At 62.7% G+C, this 18,029-nt stretch carries 15 protein-coding genes; 10 read left to right on the forward strand and 5 right to left on the reverse strand.

Annotation, left to right across the window (positions count from 1 at the left end; all coding sequences use genetic code 11):
• Positions 1-48 precede the first annotated feature (48 nt).
• Positions 49-1,347 carry an FAD-binding oxidoreductase gene (locus RHEC894_RS03655; protein ID WP_085736255.1) on the reverse strand — a complete coding sequence of 433 codons (1,299 nt, stop codon included), beginning with the start codon at positions 1,345-1,347 and terminating at the stop codon, positions 49-51.
• Between the two features lie 9 nt (positions 1,348-1,356).
• Positions 1,357-2,793, reverse strand: a complete 1,437-nt coding sequence (locus RHEC894_RS03660) for a glutamine synthetase family protein (protein WP_085736257.1) — start codon at positions 2,791-2,793, stop codon at positions 1,357-1,359.
• A 125-nt stretch (positions 2,794-2,918) separates the two neighbouring features.
• On the opposite strand from RHEC894_RS03660, the gene RHEC894_RS03665 reads away from it, so the two are divergent.
• From RHEC894_RS03665 to RHEC894_RS03675, 4 genes are all read left to right on the forward strand, one after another.
• Positions 2,919-4,100: an NAD(P)/FAD-dependent oxidoreductase gene (locus RHEC894_RS03665; RefSeq protein WP_245339493.1), complete on the forward strand. Its 1,182-nt coding sequence runs from the start codon at positions 2,919-2,921 to the stop codon at positions 4,098-4,100.
• A gap of 181 nt (positions 4,101-4,281) precedes the next feature.
• Positions 4,282-4,425 carry a hypothetical protein gene (locus RHEC894_RS32840; RefSeq protein WP_010067509.1) on the forward strand — a complete coding sequence of 48 codons (144 nt, stop codon included), beginning with the start codon at positions 4,282-4,284 and terminating at the stop codon, positions 4,423-4,425.
• A 313-nt stretch (positions 4,426-4,738) separates the two neighbouring features.
• Positions 4,739-7,270, forward strand: coding sequence for a methyl-accepting chemotaxis protein (locus RHEC894_RS03670; RefSeq protein ID WP_085736261.1), 2,532 nt, complete (start codon positions 4,739-4,741; stop codon positions 7,268-7,270).
• Positions 7,271-7,616: 346 nt separating this feature from the next.
• Entirely contained in the window at positions 7,617-9,464 is a 1,848-nt protein-coding gene (locus RHEC894_RS03675) for a methyl-accepting chemotaxis protein (RefSeq protein WP_085736262.1), read from the forward strand.
• Here the strand turns inward: RHEC894_RS03675 and RHEC894_RS03680 are convergent.
• The gene (locus RHEC894_RS03680) at positions 9,437-9,670 is read right to left on the reverse strand and encodes a hypothetical protein (RefSeq protein ID WP_010066778.1); all 234 of its coding nucleotides are present in this window, start codon (positions 9,668-9,670) and stop codon (positions 9,437-9,439) included. The two genes, RHEC894_RS03675 and RHEC894_RS03680, sit on opposite strands and share 28 nt — an antisense overlap.
• A gap of 90 nt (positions 9,671-9,760) precedes the next feature.
• Here RHEC894_RS03680 and RHEC894_RS03685 point away from each other — a divergent pair, with 90 nt between their 5' ends.
• Entirely contained in the window at positions 9,761-10,630 is an 870-nt protein-coding gene (locus RHEC894_RS03685; protein ID WP_085736264.1) for a LysR family transcriptional regulator, read from the forward strand.
• Positions 10,631-10,681: 51 nt separating this feature from the next.
• Here the strand turns inward: RHEC894_RS03685 and RHEC894_RS03690 are convergent, their stop codons facing one another.
• Together RHEC894_RS03690 and aceA are read right to left on the reverse strand one after the other, a co-directional pair.
• A complete protein-coding gene (locus RHEC894_RS03690; RefSeq protein ID WP_003570242.1) occupies positions 10,682-10,918 on the reverse strand; it encodes a hypothetical protein in 237 nt (78 codons plus the stop codon).
• 21 nt (positions 10,919-10,939) lie between these two features.
• Positions 10,940-12,229 carry an isocitrate lyase gene (gene aceA, locus RHEC894_RS03695; protein ID WP_085736266.1) on the reverse strand — a complete coding sequence of 430 codons (1,290 nt, stop codon included), beginning with the start codon at positions 12,227-12,229 and terminating at the stop codon, positions 10,940-10,942.
• Positions 12,230-12,420: 191 nt separating this feature from the next.
• On the opposite strand from aceA, the gene RHEC894_RS03700 reads away from it, so the two are divergent.
• The 5 genes from RHEC894_RS03700 to RHEC894_RS03720 all read left to right on the forward strand — a co-directional run bounded on the left by RHEC894_RS03700 (position 12,421) and on the right by RHEC894_RS03720 (position 18,023).
• Positions 12,421-13,830, forward strand: a complete 1,410-nt coding sequence (locus RHEC894_RS03700; protein ID WP_085736268.1) for a short-chain fatty acyl-CoA regulator family protein — start codon at positions 12,421-12,423, stop codon at positions 13,828-13,830.
• A gap of 126 nt (positions 13,831-13,956) precedes the next feature.
• The gene (locus RHEC894_RS03705) at positions 13,957-15,054 is read left to right on the forward strand and encodes a polyamine ABC transporter substrate-binding protein (protein ID WP_085736270.1); all 1,098 of its coding nucleotides are present in this window, start codon (positions 13,957-13,959) and stop codon (positions 15,052-15,054) included.
• Positions 15,055-15,142: 88 nt separating this feature from the next.
• A complete protein-coding gene (locus tag RHEC894_RS03710; protein WP_085736272.1) occupies positions 15,143-16,285 on the forward strand; it encodes an ABC transporter ATP-binding protein in 1,143 nt (380 codons plus the stop codon).
• A gap of 4 nt (positions 16,286-16,289) precedes the next feature.
• Positions 16,290-17,201 carry an ABC transporter permease subunit gene (locus RHEC894_RS03715; protein WP_085736274.1) on the forward strand — a complete coding sequence of 304 codons (912 nt, stop codon included), beginning with the start codon at positions 16,290-16,292 and terminating at the stop codon, positions 17,199-17,201.
• Between the two features lie 3 nt (positions 17,202-17,204).
• Complete coding sequence (locus RHEC894_RS03720; RefSeq protein WP_085736276.1) at positions 17,205-18,023, forward strand: ABC transporter permease subunit; 819 nt, start codon at positions 17,205-17,207, stop codon at positions 18,021-18,023.
• Positions 18,024-18,029 lie beyond the last annotated feature (6 nt).

Here is an 18,029-nt window from a genome sequence, read left to right on the forward strand (position 1 = left end):
GGCACCGGTTTTAGAGCGAATTCCGCAAAGAGGAAATCCGCAAACGGACTAAAACTTGTCGCGAAGAGCAAACCACGACAAGGCAAGAAAAAGCAGCGGAGCCCGCATGCGCGCACCGCCGGGAAAGGCCGGAATATCGAGCGATTCGAACAGGTCGAGATCGCGGGATTTTCCCAGCACCGTTTCCGCGTAAAGCTTGCCACAGTAGTTTGACAGCATGACGCCATGGCCGGAATAACCGCCGATGGAGATGACACCGGGCATGACCTCGCGCACGAAAGGCTGGCGTGGCATGGTGATACCGACGCTGCCGCCCCAGGCATGGGTGATCTCGATATCTTTCAGCGCGGGGTAGATCTCGGCGATCTGCCGGCGGATGTGCTGCGAAATGTCCTTCGGATTGTCCGACGTATAGGCCTCGCGTCCGCCAAACAGCAGGCGGCCGTCGCCGAACTTGCGGAAATAGCGCACGACGAAGCGCGAATCGGCGACGGCCTCGCCGCCGGGCAGCACCTGGGGATGGCGGTCGAGCGGGACCGTGGCGCCGATGAAGGAGCGGATCGGCATGACATGGCTTGCCGTCACCGGTTCGAGGCCGTCGATATGGCCGTCGCAGGCGATCAGCGCGCGGCTGGCGGTGATCGTTCCCCTTTCGGTTTCGACCGTCACCTTGCCGCCGTTTTGACGGATCGCTTTCGCCCTGGTCATCTCGAAGATATCGGCGCCGGCATTGGCGGCGACCCGCGCCAGCCCGAGCAGCAGTTTCAGCGGATGGATATGGCCGGTGCCGACATCGCGCACGCCGCAATAAAAGCGCTTCGAACCCAGCCGTTCCTGCGTTTCCGTCTCGTCCATGAAGCTCAAATGCGGATAGCCGTAGCGCTCTGCGGCGATCTCGGCATTTTCCTGATAGTCGCGTCGGTAGCTCGCCTTGTGCGCGACGTTGAGCTGGCCAGGCGCATAATCCATCTCGATCTGGTGCTCGCGGGAAAAATCGATGAGATGGCGCTTGGCCGCCTCGGCAAGATCGAACAGCGCCTTCGAGCGTTCGTAGCCGATCTTCTCCTCGAGTTCTTCCGGCCACCACCGCTGGCCGGTGCCGAGCTGGCCGCCATTGCGCCCGGACGCCCCGTCACCGAAGCGGCAGGCCTCGATCAGCACCACCGAAACGCCCGCCTTGGCCAGATGATAGGCGGCCTGCAGGCCGGTATAGCCGCCGCCGATGATGGCGACGTCTGCTGTTCTCGACCCGTCGAGGGCGGCATAGATCGGCCGCTCCCCCGCTGTTGCCTGATACCAGGATAGGCCCGGCGAGATCGGGCTCTGCCACGTCTCCTGCGATGCCATGGCGCTCCCTCACACGTTGAGCAGAAGGAATTCCCGCTCCCAGGGGCTGATCACCTGCATGAAGGTCTCGAACTCACCGCGCTTGACGCCGGCATAAAGGCCGATGAACTGAGAGCCGAACATTTCCTCGAAGGCCGGCTCGTCCTCGAGCAGCGCCACGGCTTCCAGCAGGCCGCGCGGCAGGTCGATCGAGCCTTCATTGGCCGAATCCTCCGTCGGGGCCGTCGGCTCGATCTGCTTCATGATGCCGAGCAGGCCGGCGGCGAGGGAGGCGGCAAGCGCCAGATACGGATTGGCGTCCGAGCTCGGCAGCCGGTTTTCGACGCGCCGGGCCTGGGGATCGGAAACCGGGACGCGGAAGGCCGTCGTTCGGTTGTCGTAGCCCCAGGCATTGTTGACCGGGCAGGACATGTCGGGCTGCAGGCGCCGGTAGGAATTGACATAGGGCGCCAGCATCGCCATCGCGCTCGGCACGAATTTCTGCATGCCGCCGATGAAATGGAAGAACTCCTTCGAGGCCGATCCGTCGGCATTGGAGAAGACGTTCCTGCCCGTCTCGATATTGACCACCGACTGATGGATATGCATCGCCGAACCCGGCTGGCCCTGCATCGGCTTGGCCATGAAGGTCGCATAGATGTCGTGTTTCAGCGCCGCCTCGCGGATCGTGCGCTTGAACAGGAACACTTGGTCGGCAAGCTCGATCGGATTGCCGTGGCGCAGGTTGATCTCCAGCTGCGCCGGCCCCTCTTCATGGATCAGCGTATCGATCTCGAGGCCCTGCTTCTCCGAGAAATGATAGATGTCGTCGATCAACTCGTCGAACTCGTTGATGCCGGCGATCGAATAGCCCTGGCCGCCGAGGATCGAGCGGCCGGACCGGCCCTTCGGCGGGTGCAGCGGATAGTCGGGATCGTCATTCTTGGCGACCAGATAGAATTCGATCTCCGGCGCCACGATCGGCTTCCAGCCGCGCTCGTGATACAGGCTCAGGATGCGTTTCAGCACGTTGCGCGGCGTATAGGATACTTCGCCACCGTCCGAATCGACGATGTCGCAGATCACCTGCGCCGTCGGGTCGGTCTCCCAGGGCACGACGGAAAGCGTCGAAAGATCGGGCATCAGCTTCAGGTCGCTGTCGCGCGGCTCGTAGCGGAAGCTCTCGGTCTCATCAGGATATTCTCCCGAAATCGTGTGCCGGTAGATGGCCGACGGCAGCGCCAGCGAGGTGTTCGAGGTGAATTTCGAGCTCGGCATCATCTTGCCGCGCGGAACGCCGGCAAGGTCCGGCGTGATGCATTCGATGTCTTCGATGCCCCTGTCCCTCAGCCACCGCGCTGCTTCCTTCCAGTTCGCAACGCCGCGCAGGGATCCGGGGTCCGGGGGTGTCTGCTTCGAGGCGGTTACGTTTCTGGCAGGCTTCAGCGTCGTCTTTTTTGGGGACATGACACACCGGTTTGGTTGATCGTGGCGCCATCATAACCGGACTTTGCCAATTGGCGAGGGGTTGAGATCGTTGACTTTCGCCCTTTGATGGAAAAAGAAGGCGCGACTTCATTGGGGAAACGGGTTTGCAGCGCAAAAGCGACGTCATCGTCATCGGCGCCGGGGCGGCGGGCATGATGGCGGCCATCCGGGCCGGAAAACGCGGCCGCTCGGTTGTGGTCCTCGACCATGCAAGGGCGCCTGGCGAGAAGATCCGCATATCGGGCGGCGGCCGCTGCAATTTCACCAATATCCATGCCGGGCCGAAGAACTTCCTCTCCGCCAATCCGCATTTCTGCAAGTCCGCACTCGCCCGTTTCACGCCCGCCGATTTCATCGCCATGGTCGACCGCCACCGCATCGCCTGGCATGAAAAGACGCTCGGCCAGCTTTTCTGCGACGACAGCGCCAAGGACATCATCCGCATGCTGCTGGAGGAGATGCGCGCAGCCGGCGCAGCGCTGCATCTCGGCACCGAAATATCGGGCGTCGAAAGGGTGGAGACGGGCTTCCGTATCTCCGCAGGTGAGGACGTCTATGAAGCATCGTCGCTGATCATCGCCACCGGCGGCAAGTCGATCCCGAAGATGGGCGCCACCGGCTTTGCCTATCGCCTCGCCGAGCAGTTCGGTCTTCCCGTGCTCGAAACCCGCCCCGGCCTCGTGCCGCTGACGCTCGATCCCGGCCTGCTCGAGGCCGTCGCCCCGCTCGCCGGCATTTCCGCCCCGGCCGAAATCCGCCATGGCAAGACCGCCTTCCGCGAAGCGCTGCTGTTTACCCATCGGGGCTTGAGCGGCCCTGCTATCCTGCAGATCTCCTCTTTCTGGCGCGAAGGCGACGAGATCGTCGTGGTGATCGAACCGGATATCGACATCGCGGCGCATCTGAAGACGGCAAAACAGCGCAATGGCCGGCAGTCGCCGCAGACCGCACTTGGCGACATCCTGCCGAAGCGCCTGGCGCAGTTTCTCGCGGAACGCGAAAAAATCTCCGGCAACATGGCCGATCTGCCTGACAAGGCGTTGCTGCGCCTGGCCGCCAGCGCCCAGAATTTTGCGCTCAAACCATCCGGCTCCGAAGGCTACCGCACCGCCGAGGTGACGCTCGGCGGTATCGATACGGCAGCACTCGATTCCCGCAGCATGGAGGCAAAGGCCGTGCCCGGGCTTTATTTCATCGGCGAATGCGTTGATGTCACCGGCTGGCTCGGCGGCTATAATTTCCAATGGGCCTGGGCCTCCGGTTTTGCCGCCGGCGAATACGCCTGAAGCTCTTTGTTTTTTCCTGTCGCCCGGAATCGCCTCGCGCCGGAAATACAGATTCAAGACTTCTTAATAGAGGTGCGCCATCCTGTCTCAATTGGCGGTTTGCAAGATCGTTCCTAGATAATGCTTTACCGGCAAGCTGTTTTGTTGGATTGTTGTATCAGACAGAAGTGAGGTTTCGAGCATGACCGGAAACACACGACGCGCCCGCGCCATCGCAATCGCCGAGGCAAAGCCGAACGCCCGGATGGTCGCCCTGCGTTATCTGATGCTCGCCGCCGGCGCCACCGCCGCCAGCCTCGCGCTGCTGCTGTCGCACCTCATCTGATCTCGTCTGCCGGCCTTGAAAGAACATTGCGGCATGTCGATTGCCGCGCTGCGGTGTTGCCGCCGGCAATTTGCAACTATTTCACTGCCTTGGCTTAACCTGCCATGACCGCTTATCCGAAAATTAATACCTAATCTGACACAATTCCCCGCGATTATTTGGGCATCTCCAAGTTGTTTGGACATGAACTGGCAATGACTGCCGCCTGGCTTCCGGGTTCCCCAATGTAAATTTAAAAACAGCTCGATGTGTACCCGGCTGGCGCCAGATGGCCGCCGGCGGGAGGAGTGGTGTATGAAAGGCCCGGAACGCCATGTTGATTGACAAGATTCTTTCCCGCTTCAGGATCAAGACGAAAGTTCTGATCTTCGTTCTGCCTTTCGTCGTCACCATTTCGGCGGTGGGCCTGACGGGCCTTTACGCTTCGGGACTTCTGCAGGGCCGCATGGAAATATCCAACAGCGTCCTGCAGTCGCTGAGCGGCTTCAAGGATCTCTACGGTTCGATGGACGATTTCCTGCGCGTCACCAGCCAGCAGGCGCGCGACGAGCTGACTGCGGAGCTGAAGACCCAGCAGGGCGTGCTCGATCAGACGCTGAACCAGGTCGGCGATGAGGCCGCCGGCCGCGACAGCCTTGCCGAGGCGTCGCGCCGCACCAAGGACATATCGGGCGTCGTCGACAAGCTGTGGGCGCTGCATGAGCAGGAGCAGGCCCTGCATGAACAGATCGACGCGGCGCAGAAGAGCCTGATCAGCACCCGCTTCACGGTCTCCTACCAGGCCGAGGAGTTGCAGACCGCGCTGCAGAACGACGAGGGTGCCGCCACCATAACGCTGCGCACAGCCGACCGCCTGCTGAAGGGCGGCGATTTCCTCGGCACGGTCGCCAGCGGCTACAGCAAGCCGCAGACGCCGCAGGACAAGATCGCCTACATCAACGAACAGATGCCGGCGATCATCAAAGCCCAGCGGCAGATCGCCATTTCGGTTCCGACCAATCAGAAGAACGTCATCGACGCGCTGAGCGCAACCATCGACAGCATCAAGGCGATCGCGCAGATGCCCACTCCGAGCGATGAGGACATCGCCGAACTCGGCCGTCTCGTCTCGCGCTTCCGCCAGACCTCGACCTATACGCAGCTGACGGCAACGCAGAAGATGCGCGAGGCGACACAGCGCTTCGCCGAGCTCGAAGGCCGCATCGCCCAGACCAATTCCGTGCTTCAGGATACGCGCCGCCTCGAAAATTCCGTCTATGCGCTGCAGATCGTGCTGTCCGATTTCCTCGCCAACTCCAGCCAGGATAACCTCGTGCGCCTGCAGCAGCAGGCCGGCACGCTCGGCAAGGACATGCAGGTGCTGATCACCAGCGCCAAGGGCATGGGCTTTGCCGAAGGCATCTCCGGCGCGATCCAGCCGGCACTTGACGCCATCTCCGGCGGCGGCTCGAAGATCGTCGATACGATCGGTGAGCGCGTCACGGCCTATGCTGCGGCCCGCCAGGAACTCGACGGCATCTGGAAGAAGCTGACCGACTTCGCCGAGCTGCAGAAGCAGACGGCCGGCACTGAGCGCACCCAGGCAAACAGCATCTCGGTCATGACCACCGGTCTCGGCATCCTCCTGTCGATCCTTGGCGGCATCGCCCTGGTCCTGACGCTGCAGCGCCCGATCAGCCAGATCACCGGCGCCATGCGCCGCATCGCCGAAGGGGCGCTGGATACCAGCATAACAGGCGAGCAGCGCTACGATGAAATCGGCGACATGGCCCGCGCGCTCGGCATCTTCAAGGAAAACGCCATCTCGAAGATCCGCATCGAGGAACAGAGCGACGAGGAACGCGCCGCCGCCGAACACGAGCGCCAGCGCAACGACGCCGAAAAGCTCGAAATGGATCGCCAGATTGAATTCGCGGTCAACGAGCTGGCCGCCGGCCTCGAACGCATGTCGCAGGGCGATATTTCGACGACGATCGAAACGCCCTTCATCGGCCGCCTCGAACAGCTGCGCCAGGATTTCAACGGCTCGATGATGCGTCTGCAGGCGACGATGAGCCAGATCCGCGACAATGTCGAACTGATCCAGGGCAACGGCAATCAGATGGCCCAGTCGGCCGAGGATCTGTCGAAGCGCACCGAACAGCAGGCCGCCTCGCTCGAAGAGACCGCCGCCGCCGTCGACGAGATCACCGTCACGGTCCGCTCGTCGGCCGAACGCGCCAAGGACGCCGACCAGATCGTCCGCCAGGCCAAGCGCAGTGCCGACGACTCCGCCGTCGTCGTCAGCAATGCGATCGACGCGATGGGCCGCATCGAGGATGCGTCGCGCCAGATTGAGCAGATCATCGGCGTCATCGACGAGATCGCCTTCCAGACCAACTTGCTGGCGCTCAATGCCGGCATCGAGGCGGCGCGTGCCGGTGAAGCCGGCAAGGGCTTTGCTGTGGTGGCGATGGAAGTGCGCGAACTGGCCCAGCGTTCCGCAGCCGCGGCACAGGAGATCAAGGGCCTGATCAACAAGTCGACCAACGAGGTCAGCTCCGGCTCGCAATTCGTCCAGGAGACCGGCACGGTGCTCGCCAAGATCAGCGCCCAGATCGTCACGATCAGCCAGCATGTCGAGATGATCGCTCGCGCCAGCCATGACCAGTCCAATGCGCTGCAGAGCGTCAATGCCACCGTCAACCAGATGGACCAGATGACGCAGCAGAACGCCGCCATGGTGGAGGAGACCACCGCCGCCAGCCGCGAACTGGCGGACGAGGCCGACTCTCTGCGCAGGCTCATCCAGCAGTTCAAGATCGACGGCGAGACGGCGGTAGCGCCGGTCTACCGCGCCGCCTGATCGTCGCCCGATCTGTCTTCCTTCGAACGGCCCCGGCTTTTTCCGGGGCCGTTTCTATTTACTGTCGGGGTAGTGGATATTGGCGGCCGAGGAGATCGCCGCTTTGCCCTTTCCGGCTGTGTGAAAGGCCTCTCCCCAACCCCTCCCCACAAGGGTCCCACAAGGGGGAGGGACTAACCCGGAGCGCCTGCCTCGTTCCACTCGAAACGTCGCAGATATGGAAAATGGGTGCGGCAGGTTGAGCCGCTCCCCCTTGTGGGGAGGGGTTTTGTCGACCCTGATTTACGGAAAATTTTCCTTAACGCTTTTCGCTTAATTTAGCCTTGGTTTTCCGCCGGGGGTTTTGATGCTGCGCCTTTTCTCTACGTCGATCGTCCGCCAGATCGTTGCGATCACGCTGTTTCTGCTGGCGATCAGCACGGCCGCCATCGTCGGCGTGACCTATTACAATCTGAGCCGCTATGTCATGGACGGCGCGGTTGCCGACGCCCGGGAAGCCACCCGCGCCATGGCGGTCCTCTATGGCGCGGCCGATGAGGCGGCAAAGATCGAGCTGAAGGACAATCAGATCTCCGCCGTGACCGAAGACGCCGTTCCCACGCTCGCCGATCATTCGCTGGTCGACCGCACGGCGCAGTCGATCGCCGGTGTAGCCACGATCTTTCAGAAGCAGGGCAGCGACTACGTTCGCATCTCCACAAACGTCAAGAAGGAAAACGGCGACCGTGCCGTCGGCACCAAGCTCGTCGCAGAGCACCCCGCCCAGCCGGTTCTCGCCAGGGGCGAAGCCTATTATGGCCCGGCGGATCTCTTCGGCCGCAAATTCATGACCGGCTATTTCCCGATCAAGAATGCGTCGAATGCCAATGTCGGCATTCTCTTCATCGGCATTCCGATGGAGCTCTATTACCAAAGGCTGAATGAGCTGCAGATGCTGGTTCTCGGCGTCGGCCTCATCGTCATGCTCATCGTCGGTGTTCTCGCCTTCTATGCGATCCGCCTGTCGGTGAAGCCTTTGCAGGCGCTGACCGCGAGCGTTCATTCGATTTCCGCCGGCGATCTCGATGGCGCAATCCCCTGCGTCGACAAGAACAACGAGTTCGGCGATATCGGCCGGGCCTTGGCATTGTTCCGCGACAGCGCCCGCGCGCGGCGCGACCTGGAAACGCAGGCGGCCGAACAGCGCGCCTTGAGCGATGCCGAACGCGCCCGGAACGATGCCGACAAGCGCTCGCTCGATAGCCAGATCGACTTTGCCGTCAACCAGCTTGCCGCCGGCCTCGGACGCCTGTCGCAGGGTGATGTCTCGGAAACGATCGGCACGCCCTTCGTCGGCCGGCTGGAGCAGCTGCGCGTCGATTTCAACGCTTCCCTGCTGCGGCTCCAGGATACGCTCTCCGGCATCCGCGACAGCGCCTCGACCATCCAGCGCAACAGCGGCGCCGTGTCGGTTTCAGCAAGTGAGCTTTCCAAGCGCACCGAGGCGCAGGCGGCAAGCCTCGAAGAGACCGCCGCGGCGGTGGAGGAGATCACCGTCACGGTTCGCTCGTCGGCCGAGCGCGCCCGTGAAGCCAACAATGTCGTCGCCGCCACCAAGAAGACTGCCGACAATTCCGGCGCCGTCGTCGGCGATGCCGTCGCCGCCATGGAGCGCATCGAGCAGGCCTCGCAGCAGATCGAGCAGATCATCGAGGTGATCGACGATATCGCCTTCCAGACCAATCTTCTGGCGCTGAACGCCGGCATCGAGGCGGCCCGCGCCGGCGAGGCCGGCAAGGGTTTTGCCGTCGTCGCCCAGGAGGTCCGCGAACTCGCCCAGCGTTCGGCCGATGCGGCGCGTCAGATCAAGTCGCTCATCGAGACCTCCAGCCGGGAAGTGACGGTGGGCTCCGAGCTGGTTCAGAAGACCGGCAGCGTCCTTGCCTCGATCAGCCAGGAGATCATCGCGATCAGCGGTCATGTCGAGACCATCGCCACCGCCAGCCGCGACCAGTCGGCAGCACTGCAGGAGGTCAACGGTTCGGTGAACGCCATGGACCAGATGACCCAGAAGAACGCCTCGATGGTGGCCGAGACGACGCAGGCAAGCCGCCTGCTTGCCGGCGAAGCCGATACGCTGATGGCGCTGATCGAGCGGTTCCGCATCATCGCAGAGCCCGCCACCGCTCACCGCGCCGCAAGGAAGGTCGCCTGAGGCACGCGGCCGCAGCTGCCGCCGGATTGCGCCGCAGCCTTGCGGCGCAGTCTGAGATTGAGATTGAGCGAGGTCAGCCAGGCGGCGAAGCGGATGCTGTTGTCTCCGAACTCGGCATAGAACCGGTCCTCCTCCGCCTTGCCTCCGCCCGGCCTGCGATTGTGCCGAAATCCCTGGATGCCTCCGATGATGATCATGTCGATCATGGCGATGTCCTTTCCTGTAGAAGACACCCCATGATTTAGGCTTCGAATATCTCTTCATAAACAGAGAAAATCCCGTTATGTTTTTCATTGATGAAAAATGCAAATTGGGATTCCTATCAGCTTTTCCTGCAGGTCGCCCGCCTTGGCGGCCTGACGGGCGCAAGCACGGCAAGCGGGCTCAGCCCCGCAACCGTCGGCCGGCGCATGCTCGATCTCGAGCAGGAGATCGGCCGCGCCTTGTTTTCGCGCAGCCAGACCGGCTATCGCCTGACCCGGGATGGCCAGGCGCTGCTCGACCACCTTCAGGAGATGGAGGCCGCCGCCCGTAAAGTCGACGCCTGGCGGCAATCGGGCGAGGGCGGCACGACCGTCCGGATCGCCGCCGGCACCTGGGTTGCCTGGCTGCTGACGGAGAACTTTGCGGCAATCCGCATGCCGGGCGATGCTTTTGCCATTTCGCTGACCATCGGCGAGGCGCGGGCGAGCCTTGCCTATCGCGAAAGCGATATCGGCATTCGCGCCTTTGAGCCGGAGGAGGCCAATCTTGCCGCACGCCGGCTCGGCGAGGTGGCCTATGCCTGTTATATCAGAAGCAACGCCGCCGAGACCGACGAACGCTGGATCGCGGTCGCCGAGGAGGAGGCGATCTCGGCCTATCTGCGTTGGCCGCATGCCCATGCCGCAACGGATATCGTCGCCACCGTCAACCGGCCGCGGTCGCTGCCGGATCTGGTGCGCGCCGGTGCCGGCAAGGCAGTGCTTCCCTGTTTCGTCGGCGATCTCGATCCGCAATTGCAGCGGCTTGGCGGCGAGCTGCCGGAATTGCGCCACGCGCAATGGATCGTCATGAATGCCGAGGACCGCCATCGCCCGGAGATCCGCACGGTCGCCGACCGCATGACCAGGCTGATCAGAAGTTATGCCGATCTCTTCGCCGGAAAACGGCCGAGCCGTGGCTGACGTATAATAAGAAACGCCCGCGCGCCTTTACGGATACGCGGGCGTTTCTCCTCAATGCCGGTTGGTGACGACGACGGGGATCAGCAGGTCGCCCCAGTTGCCGTCGCCGCCGTGATGGCGGGCCGAGCGCACCAGCTCGACCGAGACGCCGGCCTCGACGGCTTTCATGACGGATTGGTTCAGCCGATGCAGGTCGTTGGCGAGCATGCGGATCGTCGTCTGCTGATCCTCGCTCATGCTGGTCGCCTGCTCCTCGGCCCGTTCCCTGACGCGTGAAATGGATGCCATGGTCTTCTCCTCCTCTTCGGGTTATTCCGCAGCCGGTTTGAACTGCGCATGTTCGGTTGAATCGTGCATCGCCGTGGTCGACGAGCGGCCGCCGGTGATGGCGAGCGACACGGCATCGAAATAGCCGGTGCCGACCTCGCGCTGATGTTTGGTGGCGGTGTAGCCGTTGACCTCGGCGTCGAATTCCGCCTGCTGCAGTTCGGAATAGGCCGACATCTGCCGCTGCTTGTAGCCGCGCGCCAGTTCGTACATGCCGTAGTTCAGCTGGTGGAAGCCGGCGAGCGTGATGAACTGGAACTTGTAGCCCATCGCGCCGAGTTCGCGCTGGAACTTTGCGATCGTCGCCTCGTCGAGGTTTTTCCTCCAATTGAAGGACGGCGAGCAATTATAGGCAAGCAGCTTGCCGGGATGGACCTTGTGCACGCCTTCGGCAAAGCGCCGCGCCTGCTCGAGATCTGGCTTCGAGGTCTCACACCAGATGAGGTCGCAATGCGGCGCATAGGCGACCGCCCGGGCGATGCAGGGCTCGATGCCGTTCCTCACCTGGTAGAAGCCTTCGACCGTGCGCCCGGCATCATAATCGACGAAGGGCTGGTCGCGCTCGTCGATATCGGAGGTCAGCAGTTTCGCCGCTTCGGCATCGGTGCGGGCGATGACGAGCGTCGCGACCCCCATGACGTCGGCGGCAAGCCGGGCGGCGTTGAGATTGCGGATATGGGCGGCCGTCGGGATCAGTACCTTGCCGCCGAGATGGCCGCATTTCTTCTCCGAGGCGAGTTGATCCTCGAAATGGACGCCGGCCGCACCCGCCTCGATATAGGCTTTCATGATCTCGAAGGCGTTGAGCGGCCCGCCGAAGCCGGCTTCCGCATCGGCGACGATCGGTGCGAACCAGGTGTCGACCGAAAGGCCCTGGCCCTCCGAGGTCTCGATCTGATCGGCGCGCTGCAGCGTGCGGTTGATCCGCTTGGCAAGCTCCGGCCCGGCATTGGCCGGGTAGAGCGACTGATCGGGATACATGGCCGATGCGGTATTGGCGTCGGCCGCCACCTGCCAGCCGGAGAGATAGATCGCCTTCAGCCCGGCGCGCACCATCTGCATGGCCTGGTTGCCGGAAAGCGCGCCGAGCGCATTGACGAAATCTTCCTGGCGCAGCAGTCGCCACAACCGGTCCGCCCCCATTTCGGCGAGCGTATGGGTGAGCGCCACCGAGCCCCTGAGCCGCTGCACGTCATCGGCCGAATAGGGCCGTTCGATGCCGTCGAAGCGGCCCGCCGGTGCATTTGGAACGAGCTTGTAAAAATCGGTCATGCTGATCTCCTCACGAAAAATCGTTGTCTGGGGCGTTGATGACAAGATTGACAATATTGTGCGCCAAGGCCAGGAAAACCTTTGATTTCCGGGTCGGAAAGAGGTTAAGATGACGAGAATTGACAGAGCGGCTCTGTGAATTTGTAAAGTTTTGTAAATATTGGTGCCGCGTGCTTGTCAAAGGGTGTGACATGGCGGAACGAAAGATATTCGCAGGGCCGAAAGTCAGGCGCATCCGCAATGCGCTGATGCTGACGCAGACCGCCATGGCCGAGGCGCTGGAAATATCGCCGTCCTACCTGAACCTGATCGAGCGCAACCAGCGGCCGCTGACGGTGCAGCTGCTTCTCAAGCTTGCAAGCGTCTATCGGGTCGATCTGGAGGAGTTGCGCGGGCACACCGGCGGCAGTCTCGGCCAGCTCAAGGAAGTCTTTGCCGATCCGCTTCTATCCGGCGAGTTGCCCGGCGACCAGGAACTGGTGGAGGTCGCGGAAGCTGCCCCCAATGCGGCAAGCGGGATGATCAAGCTCTACCGCGCCTATCGCGAGCAGGCGGCAAGGCTGTCCGATCTGACGGCTCTGATGGCGGCCGAGGGCCATGCGCCGCTTGCCGCCGGCCGGTTGCCGCTCGATGAGGTGCGCGAGACGCTGGAGCGCAGGTCTGCCTATTTCGGACGGATCGAGACGGCGGCGGAAGCCTTTGCCGCGACCTTGCCCGGCGGCGTGGATCTTGCGGCCGGCCTGAAGGATTGGCTGCGCGCCGAGCGCGGCATTGCGGTGCGTGTCCTGCCGGTCCACGTCATGCCGGATCTGCGCCGCCGCTTCGACCGGCATTCGATGCGGCTTTTCATCTCGGAGCGCCTGTCGCAGGCCGACCGTGCGCACGAGATGGCGGTCGAGGCCGCGACCCTTGCCTTGGCTCCGGCAATCGATGCCGAGCTCGACGATCTCCAGCTCTCCTCCGCCGAGGCCCGCCGCATCGCCCGCTTCGAGCTTGCCCGCATCGCCGCCCTGGCGCTCGCCATGCCTTATGAAGCCTTTCTGTCGGCGGCCAAGGCAACGCGTTACGATATCGACATCCTGCGGGCGCGCTTCGGCGTCTCCTTCGGCCATGCCGCTGCCCGCCTGACGATGCTGCAGCGCCCCGGCGCGGCCGCCATTCCCTTCTTCCTGATCGAGATCGATGCCGCCGGCCACCGGCTGCGCCGGGCGGGCGCCCAAGGCTTTCCACAGGCGCGGTTCGGCGGCGGCTGTCCGAAGCTTAATCTCCACGCCGCCTTCCTGCAGCCGGGCCAGATTCTGGCCGAGACGGTGGTGATGCCGGATGGTGCCTCCTTCCTGACGGTCGCCCGCACCCTGGAGGGGCCGAGCGTCGAATTCGGCGAAAGGCTGAGGCGCACCGCGATCCTGATCGGCTGCGACGCCGCCCTTGGCGACGGCCTGGTTTACGGCCAGGCGACAGCGCTCGATGCGGTCGAGATCGGCCCGGCCTGTCGCCTGTGCGAGCGGCGCGGCTGCCTTTCCCGCGCCGAGCCGCCGGTGACGCGGCCGCTCGGGCTCGACGAGATGGTGGCGGGGCTCAGCGCCTTCGATTTCCAGTGATTGTGAAATCATTGAAGGCGCAGGATTTTGCGCTTGTGGGCTGTGAAATTCCTTCTTAGTCTGCTGATAAAACCAGAGGGAAAAGACGTCCGGGGGTGCGGGCTCTTTGAACAAACAGGAGAAGTCATGAGGTCAATCATTCCAAGCGTGACGGCCGCCGCCGTTGCCGCACTCCTCGCCGCCGCGCCGGCCTTTGCCCAGGAGCGCGTCGTCAACGTCTACAACTGGTCGGATTATATCGACGACAGCATCCTTGCCGACTTCACCAAGGAAACCGGCATTAAGGTCGTCTACGACACCTTCGATTCCAATGAGACCGTGGAAACCAAGCTGCTCGCCGGCGGCACGGGTTATGACGTCGTCGTTCCCACAGCCGACTTCCTGCAGCGCCAGATCCAGGCGGGCGTCTTTCAGAAGCTCGACAAGTCGAAACTGCCGAACCTTTCCAACATGTGGGATGTGATCCAGCAGCGCACCGCCGAATATGACCCGAACAACGAACACGCGGTCGATTATATGTGGGGTACCGACGGCATCGGCTACAATGTCAAGAAGGTCGCCGAAATCCTCGGTCCCGATGCCAAGCCCGGGCTCGAAGTGATCTTCGATCCGAAGGTCGCCGCAAAGTTCAAGGATTGCGGCATCTACGTCCTCGACACACCGAAGGACGTCATCACCACGGCGTTTCGTTATCTCGGCCTCGACCCGAACTCCACCAAGGCTGAGGATTTCAAGAAGGCTGAAGAGCTGCTGACGGCCGTCCGCCCGAATATCCGCAAGTTCCACTCGTCCGAATATATCAACGCGCTTGCCAATGGCGACATCTGCATCGCCTTCGGTTATTCCGGCGACATGCTGCAGGCGCGTGACCGTGCGGCCGAAGCCAAGAACGGCGTCGAGGTCAATTATTCGGTGCCCCCGCAAGGCGCCCAGATGTGGTTCGACATGATGGCGATCCCGGCCGATGCGCCCCACGTCGCCGAGGCCCACGAATTCCTGAACTACATGATGCGGCCCGAGGTCATCGCCAAGGCGAGCGACCATACCTTCTATGCCAACGGCAACAAGGCTTCACAGCAGTTCGTCAGCAAGGATATTCTGGAAGACCCCGCAGTCTATCCGACCGAAGCGGTGATGAAGAACCTCTTCACGGTCAAGCCGTGGGATCCGAAAACGCAGCGCCTGGGGACGCGTCTCTGGACGAAGATCGTCACCGGCCAGTAATCTAAGCCTTGGGCCCGGACGGAAACGTCCGGGCCTTTCAATTACCGGCCTGGGTGGAGGCCGGGAAAACCTTTATTCGGGGAATAATATGAAGTCTCTCGGCAATATCCGCCGCGCTTTTGCGCCTTGGACCGATCCCTCTGCAAAACCCTTCATTGCTTTCAAGAATGTCACCAAGCGCTTCGGCGATTTTACCGCCGTCGACGATCTGTCGCTGAATATCTATCACCGCGAGTTCTTCGCGCTGCTCGGCGCTTCGGGTTGCGGCAAGTCCACGCTCCTGCGAATGCTTGCCGGCTTCGAGCAGCCGACCTCGGGCGAGATCGTTCTCGACGGCACCGACATGGCCGGCACGCCGCCCTACAAGCGGCCGGTCAATATGATGTTCCAGTCCTATGCGCTTTTCCCGCATATGACGGTGGAAAAGAATATCGCCTTCGGCCTGAAGCAGGACGGCATGGCCAAGGACGAGATGACGGAGCGCGTCGCCCAGATGCTGAAGCTCGTCAAGCTCGAGCAGTTCGCCTCCCGCAAGCCGAACCAGCTCTCCGGCGGCCAGCGCCAGCGCGTGGCGCTGGCCCGCTCGCTCGCCAAGCGCCCGAAGGTGCTGCTGCTCGACGAACCGCTCGGCGCGCTCGACAAGAAGCTGCGCGAGGAAACCCAGTTCGAGCTGATGGATCTGCAGCAGAGCCTCGGCCTCACCTTCGTCGTCGTCACCCATGACCAGGAAGAGGCGATGACCATGGCCGACCGCATTGCCGTCATGAGCCACGGCAAGGTCGTGCAGGTGGCCACACCGGCGGAGATCTACGAGGCGCCGAATTCCCGCTTCGTTGCGGATTTCATCGGCGACGTCAACATCTTCGACGGCAAGGTCGCCTCATCCGTCAACGGCACCGTCGAGATATCGGTCGACAGCGGCTTCAGCGTGCGCGTTGCCTCTTCCGAGGCGCCACCGGCCGGCAGTCCCGTCGGCTTCGCCATCCGGCCGGAAAAGATGCGGGTTACCCGCCAGGCGCCGGCCAACGCCTCGGTCAACGCCGCCAGCGGCGAACTCTGGGACATCGCCTATCTCGGCGACATGACCGTCTTCCATGTGAAATTGCAGAGCGGCAAGATCGTCAAGGCCTCCTCCCTCAATGCGCAGCGCTCCGTAGACGATCCCTTCACCTACGACCAGGACGTCTGGATCTCGTTCGACGAGAATGCCGGCGTTCTCTTGAAGGATTGAGATCATGGGCAAGCTCGGGTCCGGCCTCTACAATCGCCTCGTCATCACCATCCCTTATGCCTGGTTGCTGCTCTTCTTCCTGGCGCCGTTCTTCATCGTCTTCCGCATTTCGCTGTCGACGACGGCGATCGCCATGCCGCCTTACGTGCCGGTCTTCTCGCTTGCCGACGGCTGGGCCGGGCTCTGGAGCAAGATCGGAGAGCTCTCCTTCGACAATTACACCTACCTCACCGAGGACGCGCTCTATTTCAATGCTTATGTCTCGAGCGTGGTGATTGCCGGGATCTCCACCTTCCTCACCCTGCTGATCGCCTATCCGATCGCCTACGGCATGGCACAGGCGCCGCGCACCATTCGCCCGACGCTGGTGATGCTGGTCATCCTGCCGTTCTGGACGAGCTTTCTGATCCGGGTTTATTCCTGGATCGCCATCCTGAAGCCGGAAGGGCTGCTCAATCAGCTTCTCCAGTCGCTGCACATCATCGACAGCCCGCTGATCATCCTCAACACCACGACCGCCGTCTATATCGGCATCGTCTATTCCTACCTGCCCTTCATGGTGCTGCCGCTCTATTCGGCGCTCGAAAAGATGGACGGCACGCTGATCGAGGCGGCCCAGGATCTCGGCTGCACGCCGATCCGGGCCTTCTGGCGCGTCACCTTTCCGTTGTCGATCCCCGGCGTGGTGGCCGGCTGCATGCTGGTCTTCATTCCTGCGGTCGGTGAATTCGTCATTCCCGACCTGCTCGGCGGTTCGCAGACGCTGATGATCGGCAAGACGCTCTGGAACGAGTTCAATGCCAACCGCGACTGGCCGGTTTCCTCGGCGGTCGCAACGATCCTGCTGATGATCCTGGTGATCCCGATCGTCTTCTTCCAGAACGCCCAGGCCAAAGCCGAAGAGCGGGAGAAATAAGCCATGCTGAAATGGACCCGTTTCAACATCGTCTCCGTCACGCTCGGCTTTGCCTTCCTCTATCTGCCGATCGTCCTTCTGGTGATCTTCTCCTTCAACGAATCGAAGCTCGTCACCGTCTGGGGCGGCTTCTCCACCAAGTGGTATGTCTCGTTGCTCTCGAACCAGGGCCTGCTCGACGCCGCCTGGGTGACGATCCGCGTCGGCCTGCTGTCGGCGACGCTCGCCACCATCCTCGGCACGATGGCGGCGCTGACGCTGGTGCGCTACACGCGTTTTCGCGGCCGCATGCTGTTTTCCGGCATGATCTACGCGCCGCTCGTCATGCCTGACGTCATCACCGGCCTGTCGCTGCTGCTGCTCTTCGTCGCGATCGGCTTCGACCGCGGTTTCTGGACGATCACGCTGGCCCATACGACGCTCACCATGTGCTTCGTCGCCGTCGTCGTCCAGTCGCGCCTGCTGAGCTTCGATCGGTCGATCGAGGAAGCGGCCCAGGATCTCGGCGCGCCGCCGGTGCGCACCTTTTTCGAGATCACCCTGCCGATCATCGCGCCTGCCGTGATCTCGGGCTGGATCCTTGCCTTCACCCTGTCGCTCGACGATCTGGTGATCGCGAGTTTCACCTCGGGGCCGGGCGCCACCACGCTGCCGATGCGGATCTACAGCCAGGTCCGCCTCGGCGTGACACCCGAGATCAACGCGGTCTGCACGATCCTGATCGGCATCGTCACGGTCGGCGTCATCTGCGCCTCGATCGTCACCAAGCGCCGGGAAATCCAGCGCGAGCGGGACGAGCGTGCGGCCGCCGCCGTCGCTTAAACCAAC

The organism is Rhizobium sp. CIAT894 (assembly GCF_000172795.2).
In the GTDB taxonomy this organism is placed as follows: domain Bacteria; phylum Pseudomonadota; class Alphaproteobacteria; order Rhizobiales; family Rhizobiaceae; genus Rhizobium.

Bases quoted from the DNA above. Each gene is read 5' to 3' on its own strand.
- RHEC894_RS03685 (WP_085736264.1), top strand. From the start codon at position 9,761: ATGAAAAATGCAAATTGGGATTCCTATCAGCTTTTCCTGCAGGTCGCC.
- RHEC894_RS03690 (WP_003570242.1), bottom strand. From the start codon at position 10,918: ATGGCATCCATTTCACGCGTCAGGGAACGGGCCGAGGAGCAGGCGACC.
- RHEC894_RS32840 (WP_010067509.1), top strand. From the start codon at position 4,282: ATGACCGGAAACACACGACGCGCCCGCGCCATCGCAATCGCCGAGGCA.
- RHEC894_RS03680 (WP_010066778.1), bottom strand. From the start codon at position 9,670: ATGATCGACATGATCATCATCGGAGGCATCCAGGGATTTCGGCACAAT.
- RHEC894_RS03710 (WP_085736272.1), top strand. From the start codon at position 15,143: ATGAAGTCTCTCGGCAATATCCGCCGCGCTTTTGCGCCTTGGACCGAT.
- RHEC894_RS03700 (WP_085736268.1), top strand. From the start codon at position 12,421: ATGGCGGAACGAAAGATATTCGCAGGGCCGAAAGTCAGGCGCATCCGC.
- RHEC894_RS03715 (WP_085736274.1), top strand. From the start codon at position 16,290: ATGGGCAAGCTCGGGTCCGGCCTCTACAATCGCCTCGTCATCACCATC.
- RHEC894_RS03720 (WP_085736276.1), top strand. From the start codon at position 17,205: ATGCTGAAATGGACCCGTTTCAACATCGTCTCCGTCACGCTCGGCTTT.
- RHEC894_RS03705 (WP_085736270.1), top strand. From the start codon at position 13,957: ATGAGGTCAATCATTCCAAGCGTGACGGCCGCCGCCGTTGCCGCACTC.
- RHEC894_RS03675 (WP_085736262.1), top strand. From the start codon at position 7,617: ATGCTGCGCCTTTTCTCTACGTCGATCGTCCGCCAGATCGTTGCGATC.
- aceA (WP_085736266.1), bottom strand. From the start codon at position 12,229: ATGACCGATTTTTACAAGCTCGTTCCAAATGCACCGGCGGGCCGCTTC.
- RHEC894_RS03655 (WP_085736255.1), bottom strand. From the start codon at position 1,347: ATGGCATCGCAGGAGACGTGGCAGAGCCCGATCTCGCCGGGCCTATCC.
- RHEC894_RS03670 (WP_085736261.1), top strand. From the start codon at position 4,739: ATGTTGATTGACAAGATTCTTTCCCGCTTCAGGATCAAGACGAAAGTT.
- RHEC894_RS03660 (WP_085736257.1), bottom strand. From the start codon at position 2,793: ATGTCCCCAAAAAAGACGACGCTGAAGCCTGCCAGAAACGTAACCGCC.